At 59.2% G+C, this 11,950-nt stretch carries 12 protein-coding genes and 1 tRNA gene; 3 read left to right on the top strand and 10 right to left on the bottom strand.

Features of this window, described 5'->3' with window-relative positions:
• Positions 1-110: 110 nt before the first annotated feature.
• The 3 genes from EJ997_RS12215 to EJ997_RS12205 all read right to left on the bottom strand — a co-directional run bounded on the left by EJ997_RS12215 (position 111) and on the right by EJ997_RS12205 (position 2,241).
• Positions 111-1,091: a ribose-phosphate diphosphokinase gene (locus tag EJ997_RS12215; RefSeq protein WP_126704789.1), complete on the bottom strand. Its 981-nt coding sequence runs from the start codon at positions 1,089-1,091 to the stop codon at positions 111-113.
• A gap of 12 nt (positions 1,092-1,103) precedes the next feature.
• The gene (locus tag EJ997_RS12210) at positions 1,104-2,111 is read right to left on the bottom strand and encodes an NTP transferase domain-containing protein (protein ID WP_126705070.1); all 1,008 of its coding nucleotides are present in this window, start codon (positions 2,109-2,111) and stop codon (positions 1,104-1,106) included.
• A gap of 56 nt (positions 2,112-2,167) precedes the next feature.
• Positions 2,168-2,241 (bottom strand) — tRNA-Gln (locus EJ997_RS12205).
• A gap of 79 nt (positions 2,242-2,320) precedes the next feature.
• Between EJ997_RS12205 and EJ997_RS12200 the strand changes: the two genes are divergently transcribed.
• From EJ997_RS12200 to EJ997_RS12190, 3 genes are all read left to right on the top strand, one after another.
• A complete protein-coding gene (locus EJ997_RS12200; protein ID WP_228201511.1) occupies positions 2,321-3,016 on the top strand; it encodes a TetR/AcrR family transcriptional regulator in 696 nt (231 codons plus the stop codon).
• A 133-nt stretch (positions 3,017-3,149) separates the two neighbouring features.
• A complete protein-coding gene (locus EJ997_RS12195; RefSeq protein WP_126704788.1) occupies positions 3,150-4,073 on the top strand; it encodes an ABC transporter ATP-binding protein in 924 nt (307 codons plus the stop codon).
• Entirely contained in the window at positions 4,070-5,236 is a 1,167-nt protein-coding gene (locus tag EJ997_RS12190; protein ID WP_126704787.1) for an ABC transporter permease, read from the top strand. Before EJ997_RS12195 ends, EJ997_RS12190 begins: the two co-directional genes overlap by 4 nt.
• Positions 5,237-5,381: 145 nt before the next feature.
• On the opposite strand, the gene EJ997_RS12185 is transcribed toward EJ997_RS12190, so the two are convergent.
• The 7 genes from EJ997_RS12185 to ispE all read right to left on the bottom strand — a co-directional run bounded on the left by EJ997_RS12185 (position 5,382) and on the right by ispE (position 11,793).
• Positions 5,382-5,762 carry a hypothetical protein gene (locus EJ997_RS12185; RefSeq protein WP_126704786.1) on the bottom strand — a complete coding sequence of 127 codons (381 nt, stop codon included), beginning with the start codon at positions 5,760-5,762 and terminating at the stop codon, positions 5,382-5,384.
• Positions 5,763-5,965: 203 nt separating this feature from the next.
• Positions 5,966-6,481, bottom strand: coding sequence for a MarR family winged helix-turn-helix transcriptional regulator (locus EJ997_RS12180; protein WP_126704785.1), 516 nt, complete (start codon positions 6,479-6,481; stop codon positions 5,966-5,968).
• A 135-nt stretch (positions 6,482-6,616) separates the two neighbouring features.
• A complete protein-coding gene (locus EJ997_RS12175) occupies positions 6,617-7,864 on the bottom strand; it encodes an arginine deiminase (RefSeq protein ID WP_126704784.1) in 1,248 nt (415 codons plus the stop codon).
• Between the two features lie 177 nt (positions 7,865-8,041).
• Complete coding sequence (locus tag EJ997_RS12170) at positions 8,042-8,992, bottom strand: SGNH/GDSL hydrolase family protein (protein ID WP_164720006.1); 951 nt, start codon at positions 8,990-8,992, stop codon at positions 8,042-8,044.
• 115 nt (positions 8,993-9,107) lie between these two features.
• Positions 9,108-10,910, bottom strand: coding sequence for an ABC-F family ATP-binding cassette domain-containing protein (locus EJ997_RS12165; RefSeq protein ID WP_126704782.1), 1,803 nt, complete (start codon positions 10,908-10,910; stop codon positions 9,108-9,110).
• The gene (locus EJ997_RS13640) at positions 10,910-11,287 is read right to left on the bottom strand and encodes a hypothetical protein (RefSeq protein WP_228201648.1); all 378 of its coding nucleotides are present in this window, start codon (positions 11,285-11,287) and stop codon (positions 10,910-10,912) included. Before EJ997_RS13640 ends, EJ997_RS12165 begins: the two co-directional genes overlap by 1 nt.
• On the bottom strand, positions 11,287-11,793 hold the full coding sequence (gene ispE, locus EJ997_RS13635; RefSeq protein ID WP_228201509.1) for a 4-(cytidine 5'-diphospho)-2-C-methyl-D-erythritol kinase: 507 nt from the start codon (positions 11,791-11,793) through the stop codon (positions 11,287-11,289). The genes EJ997_RS13640 and ispE overlap by 1 nt, the downstream gene beginning before the upstream one ends.
• Between the last annotated feature and the right edge of the window lie 157 nt (positions 11,794-11,950).

The following is an 11,950-nucleotide window of genomic DNA, read 5'->3' as shown; positions in this document are numbered from 1 at the left end:
AAATTCGGAGGCCATGACGTTACTACCTACTTGCAAACTCCCTGTGCTGCGTCATCTGCACAGTGGTCGCGGGCTGTCTACGCGTGTGCGACGAAAGCGATCGATGTCTATTAGATCGCGCCGTCGAAAAGGCTCGTGACCGAGCCATCATCGAAGACCTCGCGGATTGCGCGGGCGAGAACCGGGGCAATCGGGAGGACGGTGAGCTCCTTGAAGCGCTTCTCCCGTTCGATCGGAACCGTATCGGTCACGATGACTTCGCGGGCACCCGAGTCGGATAGTCGCTTGACCGCGGGATCGGAGAGGACGCCGTGGGTGGCTGCCACAATAACCTCGGCGGCTCCTGCCTCGTGGAGAACGCGAACGGCTTCGGTGATCGTTCCGCCGGTGTCGATGAGGTCGTCAACGAGGACACAGGTGCGGCCCTCAACATCACCAACAACGCGGTTGGCAACGGCCTGGTTCGGGCGGGAAATATCGCGGGTCTTGTGCACGAAGGCAAGCGGAGTGCCACCAAGGCGGTCGGCCCACTGCTCGGCCACGCGGATACGACCAGCATCCGGCGAAACAACCGCGGTCTTCTGGGGATCGATGCGGGTGCGGACATATTCGACCAGGGTGGGCATGGCCCAAAGGTGGTCGACGGGGCCGTCAAAGAAGCCCTGCGCCTGAGCGGCATGGAGATCGACGCTCATAATCCGGTCGGCACCGGCCTGCTTGTACAGGTCGGAGATCAGGCGGGCAGAAATCGGCTCGCGGCCGCGGTGCTTCTTGTCCTGACGCGCGTAGGGGTAGAAGGGAGAAACGACGGTGATCCTCTTCGCGGAGGCGCGCTTGAGTGCGTCAACCATGATGAGGGACTCCATGAGCCACTTGTTGACCGGCGGGGTGTGAGTCTGGATGACGAACGCATCGGCACCGCGCACGGACTCGTCGAAGCGGACGTAGATCTCACCGTTTGCGAAGTCGTAGGCGGTTACCGGGAGCAGCTCCGTGTCCAGGGACTCCGCCACCTCCGACGCGAGTGCCGGGTGGGAGCGGCCGCTTGCGATCACAAGATGCTTGGCTCCGGTGGAGTGAATACCTGTCATGACTGTCCGTCCTTACTTTGCGCTGTCAGTGACTGAAATGGTGGTGTCTGAAAGATCTGCGAAAGCAACTGACGCATCGGGGCCCACCGTAACGTTGTGGAGGCGCACGTGCGGGCCCACGACGGCACCCTTGGCCACCGTGGTGGTGCCGGTCAGATAGCTACCGGGAAGAACGCGGCTATCGGGCTCGAATGCCACATCGACATCGATCCAGGTCGAACCGGGATCGACAACCGTGGTTCCTGCCCTCATGGCCTTCACCAGTAGCCTGCGGTTCTTTTCGGCTCCGAGCACAGAGAGCTGAACGCGGTCGTTCACGCCCTCAACAGTCATCGAATCGCCAATGAAGGAACCGACCGGGAGACCCTGCTTGTAGGCGGCCTCAACCACGTCGGTCAGGTACATCTCGCCCTGCGCGTTGTCGGTTCCGAGCGAACCGAGCGAATCCCGCAGGAACGCAGCATCAAAAATGTACATGGAAGCATTAATTTCGTCGATCAAGAGCTGCTCGGGAAGCGCATCCTTATGCTCAACGATGGAGGAGATATTGCCGTCCTGGTCTCGGACAATCCTGCCGTATCCGTGCGGATCGGGAACGCGCGTCGTCAGAACGGTGACGGTGTTGCCCTCGTGCGCCGCAAGCAGGGCGAGCAGGGTGTCACCATCGAGGAGCGGAGTATCGGCAACCGTCACGAGAACGGGGCCTTCGAGGTCCACTGGTAGCGCCTCCATGGCGCACCAGACGGCTCTGCCCGTTCCCGGTACATCGTCCTGGTCGGCAATGATCGCATTCGGGGCGAGCGCGGTCACGTGGCTAGCAACGCGTTCGCGCTCGTGCCGGACAACGACAACAAGGTTTTCGGGGTCCAGTGCCGAAGTCGCGTGAAGGACGTGGCCTACGAGGCTACGTCCGGCTACTTCGTGGAGTACTTTCGGGGTCTCTGACTTCATTCGCGTGCCGGCACCTGCGGCCAGTACGATCGCGGTCGGACGTTGGCTGTTGTTCACGGTCTTCTCCATCACGCTCCCAGCCTACGACGGATCGGCGCCGAATAGCGCCTGAACCGCCAGTTCTGTGGCTCCGCCCTCAGGGTTCGAACCTGAACTAAGGGCTTCAAAGGCCCCTGTGCTGCCATTACACCAGGGCGGACCGCACGCCCTTTAGTCTGCCAGTTATTAATGCTCAGTGACAAAGCGATACGGCCCGCGCGGCATGGAATACTGGTCACATGACCGAGCACACCGCACCCCGTAAAGTCCGAATGTCACGATCCGAGAGGCGGCTCCAGCTCATCGAGATCGCGCGCGCCAGCTTCGCACAACGCGGCTACGACGCCACCTCGATCGAAGAAATCACGATAGCCGCAGGGGTTTCTAAGCCTGTCCTCTACGAACATTTTGGTGGCAAGGAGGGCCTCTACCAGGTGATCGTCGACCGGGAAATCACCCTCCTCATGTCGACCTTGGCAGAGTCTCTGCCCGATGGCGTTTCGCCTCGGAAGGCACTCGAGCACACCACGGTCGCTCTCCTCGACTATCTTGAAACAAACCCGGATGGCTACCGACTGCTCGCCCACCAGTCCCCCGACGGGGTTTCAACGGGCGTGTTCTCCCCCGTTATCGGAGAAGTCACCGAGCACCTCACGGCTCTCCTTGCTTCCATGTTTGAACGCCTCGGGTTCGAAGCGACCAGCACGCCCCTCTACGGCCAGTTGCTCGGTGGCGCCGTCGCCCAGATCGGGATGTGGTGGATCTCCGAGAAGGAAGCCGCCGAGAACGGCGAACCCGTCTCACCGCTCACTAAAGAAGACGTGGCCGCGCACACCGTCAACCTGCTGTGGAACGGTATCCACAACCTCGAGCTCAAGCCCCGGCCGATTGGATGGCCGGACGAGGGCGAAAAGATCGTGCCCGCCGAATCCTGAGTAACGCAAAGCGCCGATACCACGAGGTGGACTTATCACCGACTGGCTCGTCTCATCACGCCGCAGACACGCGATTCGGGTAAATTGTTGATTGTTTACAACACCCCAGTCCCCGACTCCAATTGGAACCCCTATGCTCGTCATCGAGGATCTGTATAAATCTTACGGAACTGTCAAAGCCCTGGACGGAATGTCGTTCCAGGTCCATCCCGGAGAGATGTTCGGCTTCGTTGGCTCGAACGGTGCCGGCAAAACCACCGCCATGCGAATCATTCTTGGTGTTCTGGCATCCGATTCCGGCTCGGTCACCTGGAACGACCGCAAGGTCGACTTCGCGACCCGCAAGGAAATCGGGTACATGCCGGAGGAACGCGGTCTATATCCGCGCATGAAAGTGGGCGAGCAACTCATCTACTTGGCTCAGCTTCACGGCGACCCGGTCGACAAGGCGACGTCCGACATGGAGTATTGGACCGAGAAGCTGGGGATTGCCCATCGCCGTGACGATCTCGTTCAGACCCTGTCGCTCGGTAACCAGCAACGTGTTCAGCTCGCAGCCGCTCTCGTGTCCGAACCGAAGCTCATGGTTCTTGACGAGCCCTTCTCGGGCCTAGATCCCGTTGCGGTTGACGTTATGAGTGAGGTCCTTCGGGAAAAGACACGCGAGGGCGTCCCCGTGATCTTCTCTTCCCACCAGCTCGACCTTGTTGAGCGGCTCTGCGACCGCGTTGGCATCGTCTCCCAGGGAGCGATGGTCTCCGTGGGCACCATTGACGAACTGCGCCACACGGACACCCCCGAGTACATCCTCGTCACGCACGCGGACTCCCGGACCAGCTTCGACCATCTCGGGGTGAAGGTTCCCGAGCAACGCATCGAGGGCGACCGGATGAAAAGGCGCATCGTCACACCGGAAGGCTTCGACGGTCAGTCGATCCTCCGCACCGCTCTAGCTGATGGTCCCGTGTACGAGTTCAGTCCCCGCCGCCCACATCTCGAAGAACTCTTCCGAGATGTCGTATCCACCGCCCCCGACGCCGAAAAGGACAACCGATGAGCCCGATCTTCCTCGTGGCACGCCGCGAGTTCATTGCCCAGACCCGCTCCAAGGCACTCATCATTTCGACTGTGGTGATGGCGGTGCTGATCCTCGCCGCCGGTGTCCTCGGCAGGTTCCTCCTCGAGCCAGACGACAACCCCGACCAGATTGTCGCCACCGTTGGTGTCACCAACTCGGCTTCCCCGCTGACTGAAGACCTGGAGGCCGCTGGCCTCACCGTCATTGACGTCCAAGGCCCTGCCGAGGACATCCTCACCGCAAATGAGGACCTAAATGCGGTTATTGCCGCGGAGCCGAGCAGGCCCCAGATCTTTGCTCTCGACAACGCTGAGCATCTTGACTTCATTACCGAAGCAACCGAATCCGCGGCCGGAAGCTACGTCCTGACCGACACGTTCGGGGACCAGGCAACACCGGAAGCTAAAGCATATTTAGCTGATGCACAGAACCTTTCAGTGGAGATCTTTAGCGCCAACGAGTTCGATCCAATCGCCTTTATTGTCGGCCTCATAACCGTTTCTCTCGTGTACGGCGTCATCGTCATGGGCGTATCCATGCTGGCGACGGGCGTGGTTGAAGAGAAATCGTCACGTGTTGTCGAAATCCTGCTTGCCACGATCAAGCCCAGGGACCTGCTCATGGGTAAGTTCCTCGGCATTGGCGGCGCGATCTTCTTGATGGTGGCGGTCTATACGGCCGCGATAGTGGGGGCCGGGGCAATCGCCGGCATTCTCCCCGATATCAACATCACCACGTATGTTCCGATGCTTCTCCTCTGGGTTGTGCTCGGCTACATCATCTACGCCTCGATTACCGGCGGCCTCGCAGCAACGGTGTCGCGTCAGGAAGACATTGGTGCGATCACGACCCCGATCATTTTCCTGTCGATCGTGCCGTTCTACTTCGCCATGTTCTACGTGCCGAACAGCCCGGACTCGACGCTCACTCAGATCATCGGCTTCATACCGTTCTTCAGCCCGTTCCTCTTGCCGATCCGTTCAGCTATCACCGAGGTCCCCATGTCGGATGTTCTCATCTCCGTTGGCATCTGCCTCGTCACGATCCCAATCCTGGCAACACTGGCAGGAAAGATCTACGAACGCTCTATCCTGCACACCGGTACCCGCATGAAGCTCACCGAGGTGTTCAAGAAGAGCTAAGATCACGGGAAAAGTCCCAGATTGAGTGATCGTCAAGTGGCTGCTCTCGTCATTGGGGGAGGCTGGATATCCGGTCTCCCCCAACCTAATTTTTCCGGACCTTAGCCACGAATGAGAACTATGCTGACCTCACTTTCAACAGAATTTACTTCCGCCACAAGGCCCAGCGTGGTTTAGTTTTCCCGATCTCCATGGAAGCCTCTTCCAAGGGTTGGGTAGCGCTTGCGCTTGTAGCGACTTCGGGGTTCTCCCCCGCCTCGCTTGCTTGAGCTCGGGCTGCCTCACGTTCGGCGATAAGGCGTTCGATAGTGTCTGCTTCAGCCTGCGCTCGTTCTTCTTCAGTCATGTCGCCACCCCACCGTTCACCGGTGATGGGACTCCCCATTCTCTGGGAATGAAACTGGGAGATAGCAACCGAAACTTTCGTCGTGAGGTTCGGATGCTGGTAGATCTCTCCCCACTTCTCAGGGTGTTCTTTGGCGAGGCTAATGAGCTCGTCTTCTGACAGGTTCGGGTCAAGAGCCATGATCATCCAATCTGAGCAACATGCTGGCGGGAGGGTGTAAGTAGTGTCACACTACCTTTCCAGAACAAGCACGAGGTAAAGGACCTGGCGGGAATGCAGTGTCTATCCGAAGAGAGTACGGGGTGTCCACCCGATAAGAAGGGTGGCTAAACCTGTGCAAGTCAGGCATTCAGTCTCGATCGATGGCCTGGACCTGTTCCTCGTTAGGAGCCGGTCCCACCAAAGGGCAGGAGGAGGTCGCGGAGTATCCGGCTGATCTCTCGGCGGTCCTTCATGGGAATCGGCTCCAGCATTGCCTCTTCACTCTCGAGAAGATCAGCCATGGCTCGGTCAGACCGCTCAATTCCGAGCGGTGTGGCACGCACGTACTTAACGCGACGGTCCTTAGAGTCCTGATGCCTGATGGCGTGGCCCCGCTCCACCATGGTGTTAATCCGGTGGGTCAGCGTCCCGGAGGGCACAAGGAGCTCCGACATGAACTGGGAAGGCTGCGCCTGGTAAGGCTCGCCCTGTCTGCGCAGGAGGGACAGCATCTCGAATTCCCACACATCGAGGCCGTGTGCGGCGAATGCTTCTCGGCGAAACTTGTCGAGGTGACGGTTGAGTCGGAGGAGGCGCGAGAAGATCTCAAGGGGTGAAGAATCAAGGTCCCCGCGCTCGCGTTGCCACGCTGCAACGATCTCATCAACTTCGTCAGTCTTCCTGACATTGTCATCCATTCGCCCAGTTTACTCGAAATCGAGATAAATGCTCAGCGGCGATGTCGATCCCTGTTCTCTACCCCGCTCAGTCGCCGGAAAGTAAGAACTGAATGCGCAGAATCGTCTTGGAGACTAGGCGTGAGGGGGTGGGCGCTAGTCAAGCGGATCCCTGCTCATTGGACATGTCATGCAGTGTCCGCCGCCGCGGCCACGCCCAAGCTCGGCACCAACGATCGGGATGACTTCAACTCCAGCGTTCCGCAGGGCCGCGTTCGTGAGGGTGTTACGGTCGTACGTGTACACAACCCCGGGTTTAAGGGCGACAGCATTATTGCCGGAGTCCCACTGCTGACGTTCGGAGGCATAAACATTGCCCGCGGTTTCGACGTAGCGGAGCTTCTTCAGTCCCATGGAGCGTGCAACAACATCAACGAAGTTGGTTTCTTGGCCGCAGTCTTCTACCTCGAAGCCAGGGCTCTTGTCGGAGGGCCGGATGACGAAGGGATGGACGGAGTTAATGATGTTCGGGTGCAGGGTCACGAGGTCCCGGTCGGCAAACGTGAAAACCGTATCGAGGTGCATGGCAGCGCGTAGCCGTGGCATTCCGGCAACAACAACTTCGGTCGCGGCTCCTTTATCGAAGAGGGCTTTCGCTAGCTGGGTAATGCCTTGGCGGGAGGTTCGTTCGGACATGCCGATGAGGACGACACCGTTCCCCACCGGCATAACATCCCCACCTTCGAGAGTGGCCTTACCCAAGTCCTCTTCGGGATCACCCCACCACACCGTCGAGTCCTTGTATTCGGGGTGGAAGGAGTAGATGGCCTTCATGAGCAACGTTTCTTCTTTACGTGCGGGCCAGTAAAGCGGATTCAGGGTCAGCCCTCCATAGACCCAGCAGGTTGTGTCCCTCGTAAAGAGCGTGTTCGGCAGGGGTGCCAGAAGGTACTCGCGGGAGTCCGGCGATTCTCTTGCCAGAGCAAGTGACTCTGTCCGATAGTCCTCCGGCAGATCCTCGGTAGAGAAACCTCCGATGAGGTATTCGGCAAGTTTTTTCTCTGCCAACGTGTCAAGGAAAGCCCGCGTCCCGTCGACAAGTCCGATACCGACCTGATTTGGTATGACCTTGCGATCCATGACCCAGGTACGAGCCTCCGGTATTGCCATGGTCTCAGCAAGAAGGTCATGGAGCTCGACGACCTCAACTCCGTTTCCGGTTAGAGAGTCAACGAAGTCCCGGTGGTCCCGCTGCGCCGCCTCGACCCACAAAACATCATCGAAGAGAAGATCATCAGAGTTCGACGGGGTCAGCCGCTCGTGTGCAAGCCCCGGCCGACACACAAGGACCTTGCGTAGCTGGCCCACTTCGGAGTGGACGCCGTGGGTGATCTTCGAGGTCATGCTGTTTCCTTCCGTGCGGGATTCGCAACGTGTGGTCTCGGACGCCGGTGGTCATCGACGGGTGTTGACCTTTCGATAATAGTTACTTCGCCGAGCTACGCCAGTTGGCGAAGAGACCCGTGGGGAGAGAACCCATGGCGATAGCCGGAACTGTCATGCTGTTAGCAATATTGGGTCTCAGGGGTGCCCGTTGAGGATCGACGTCCCAAGGTGTACGAGGTATGCGTGGCCGGTTGCCGCCCAGCCCTCCACCGTTGGGTGGAGAATCTCGGCAATATTCCCGTCCGAGTGAATCCACGGTTCCTCTCCCGCAAGCCCATGCCCTTCCCACACGTCGGTCACCGCACCAACGTAATAGAATCCGCCATGCGTCTCATTCAGGTCGTCAGCCATGGTTTCTAGGCCAGTCTCCCAACGCCCCTGCAGGTCTTCGATCTCGCCGGATACGTCGTAGGAGCCTACGGTCAGATCACCCTCGAGCAGGCGTGGGTACGGAACGAGGTGAACTCGAGCATCCGGGTTGATTTCCTTCAATGCAACAAGCGCAACCCGTTCGGATTCAAGAATGCCGTCCAGTCGCTCTTCTGCATCTTCCACGGCAGTCCGACACAGAGCTTCATCTTCTTGGATTAAGCACGCGGAAGCTACGGACACAAAACCGAGATCATTACCGCCGATTGTCACGAACACATCGGTGGCATCCCCCAAGGCTTGGATCTGTGGGTCAAGGGTCACTGAGCACAGTGCCGTAAACCCGGATTCAGTCTGCTCTATTGTGAAGTCTGGCTGAGCACCATCCATACCAACACCGCACTGTGCAAGTAGCGAGGCGATCCGGGCAGCGGATCCGAATCCCTCGGGATCCGATATATCCCTCCTCATATCCGAGATCATTCTCGGCTCAGTCAAGTGATGGGTCCATGCACCGTTACAAGATGCGTTGATGGCATCCACTCCAAAGAACTCAGCGGCCACCTCACTCGCTGCATCATTTGACCTCATGCACAGAGTATCGCTGTAGGACCCTGCACCATTGCCCGACGCATAGGAATCACCGATCGCAACGGGCCGTATTTCTTCACCGCTCGCAAGCAGGAACCCAGCAAGGAGAATACCTGCAATACTCACGCGACAGCGCCCTCTGCTGCTCTGTCGGCGATTGATTCACAAGCAGATTTAGGAGAGCATCCACGACCGCAGATGAGCGAACAAACAGCGCTCCACTGTGAGGAGCTCAAGGAAACTATTCTGCCTGTTCGGCGGCCCAGAGCCATTCTTCTTCCAGCTGGTCGATCCGGTCCTGGATGCGCCGAGCATCCTCGGTGAGCTTCCCGAGCTTTTCAAAATCGAGGGAGGCCTGGACCATGTCCTCTTGGACCTTGGTGAGGTTCGCACGTTCCTTCGTCAACTGTCGTTCCACCCGTGCCATGGTTTTCTTGGCTGTGCGGGCAATCGCAGCATCGGAAACGACCGGGGTGTCGGCCGACACCGCGGCTTCGTCAACAACGGTCTGTGCGGCACGGAGAGCCAGGTATTCGTCGACGCCTCCAGGCAGGTCACGTACACGCCCTTCGAGAATGGCCACCTGACGGTCTGTGATTCGTTCAAGCAGGTACCGGTCGTGGGAGACAACGATGAGAGTACCGGGCCAGCCGTCCAACAGGTCCTCGATCGCAGAAAGGGTATCGGTATCGAGGTCGTTTGTTGGCTCATCCATGAGCAACACGTTGGGGCTTCCCATGAGGAGCCTGATCAGTTGGAGCCTGCGTCGCTCACCACCGGACAGTCTCGACACTTCGGTCCAGGCACGTTCGCGGGTGAAGCCAAGTCGTTCAACCAACTGACCCGCCGACATGTCCTTGCCAGCGACTTCAATGGACGTGGCGATCATAGACACGGATTCAACAACGCGTTTGTCGGCAACCTGATCCAGTTCGGTCGTGTGCTGGGACAGTTCCGCCATCTCAACCGTCTTGCCTCGCTTGACCCTGCCCTCGGTCGGCTCGAGCCTGCCTGCAAGTAACCCGAGGAGGGTGGACTTGCCGGAGCCGTTGGCACCAACAATTCCGAGCCGCTCCCCCGGCGCTAAGCGCAGCGTCGTGGTGTCGAGGATGGGTTTATCACCGTATGCGAAGGAAACGTCCTCGAGGTCGATGACATCTTTACCGAGCCGGGCGGTTGCCATTTTCTCGAGATGGATGGAGTCGCGCGGCGGCGGTTCGTCCGCAATCAGGTCGTTGGCAGCGTCAATGCGGAACTTGGGTTTGGAGGTGCGGGCGGGGGCTCCCCTGCGGAGCCAAGCCAGTTCCTTGCGGAGCAGGTTGGCTCGCTTAGCTTCCGCCTGGTTACGCATTCTTTCTCGCTCTGCGCGGGCCAGAATGTACGCGGCGTACCCGCCCTCGTACTGTTCGACATGACCGGGTTGTGGATTGCGTCCACCGGCACCATCGTGACCGGGCACGACTTCCCACATGCGGTCGCAGACAGCGTCAAGGAACCAGCGATCGTGCGTGACCGTAACAAGGGCGCCCTTGCCCCTGCCGAAGCGGTCGTTGAGGTACCGGTGCAGGTACTCGACACCGTCGACATCAAGATGGTTTGTGGGCTCATCGAGAATAATGAGATCAGCATCGGCAGTCAGAACGGCGGCAAGGGAAACTCGCCTTCGCTGACCGCCCGAAAGCTCGTCAACGCTTCGGTCGAGATCAACATCGGGAATTAGCCCGGCATGGAGTTCCCGGATCGCGCGCTCGGAAGCCCACTCGTGCTCAGAAGCGGTGCCGTGAATGGCTTCGCGGACCGATTGTCCTTCGAGATCATCACGTTGGGAGAGGATGGCGATCCGCAGGCCACCGGAATGGGTAACCCTGCCGCCTTGCGGTTCGAGGTCACCGGTGATGAGACGCAGGAGAGTGGATTTGCCACCGCCGTTCGGGCCGACAACGCCCACGCGGGCACCGTCATCCAGGCCGAGGGTTATTCCCCCAAGAATGGGACGGGAACCGAGGGTGACTCCAACATCTTCTAGTGACAGAAGGTGCGCCATTAGCTGCTCCTTACAATGTGTGCACCGGCCGCCGGACCATCCGCACGAACCGTTTTCAACCCGTCGTTACGGAGCTGACCGGCAAGAACATCTGCCTCGTTGTCGCTCGCGCACAGAACACCAATGGTAGGGCCGGACCCTGAAAGAACAGTGGCAACCCCAGCATGTTCAATGCTGCGGAAAGTATCGGCAATATCGGGCCTCTTGGCAAAGGCAGGTTCGGCCAGGTCATTGACGAGAAGTCCCTCAAGATCGGAAATGGCAGAAGAACCAAGAGCCTCGACAAGTTCATCGACCGGGGCCGGTTTGTGCGGATCGGGATGCAGCCGGTCGTACTCGCGGAACACGGCGGGCGTGGACAGCCCCTCCCCATCCATCACCAGCACCCAGGATTGAAAGGCACCGGGACGGATCGGAACGAGCTCTTCTCCGCGCGACGTGCCGAGGGCAAGCCCCCGAGCAGGCTGAAGGGAACATCGGAGCCCAGCTCCGCACCAAGATCGTGCAGTTCTCCCGCGCTCAATCCGAGTTCCCACAGTTCGTTGAGGGCAACAAGGGTTGCGGCAGCGTTCGCGCTCCCACCCGCGAGACCGCCAGCGACCGGGATGGACTTGTCGATGGATATCGATGCACAGGCATCGGTTCCGGTTCGTTCTTTGAGGAGCCGGGCGGCTCGGTACACGAGGTTATCCTCGTCGACATCGAGAGGGACTCCGTGGATCTCAAGACTGAATTCATCAGCTGCGCTGGCTGTCAGTTCGTCCCTTAGATCAAGCGCACAAAACACGGTGGCGAGGGGATGGAATCCATCTGGACGCGGGCTCCCCACTCTTAACGCCATATTGATCTTGGCAGGAGCCTGGACAGTCACGGAATTCAGCACTATGCCAGGATACTCGCGGTAACGCGCGCTCACCGAATAATGACGACTGTGCACGGAACCAATCCGGGAGAAGCGGACGAACAAAAGCAAAAGTCCGGAGCACGTGGCCCGGACTATCATGCCTATTCTTAATTTCTATCTTTCGTCTCGGGCTCGC

The sequence above is a fragment of the Flaviflexus ciconiae genome (assembly GCF_003971195.1).
Taxonomy (GTDB): domain Bacteria; phylum Actinomycetota; class Actinomycetes; order Actinomycetales; family Actinomycetaceae; genus Flaviflexus; species Flaviflexus ciconiae.
The sequence above is the reverse complement of the archived record's forward strand: the minus strand, read 5'-3'. Positions and strand labels throughout refer to the sequence as shown.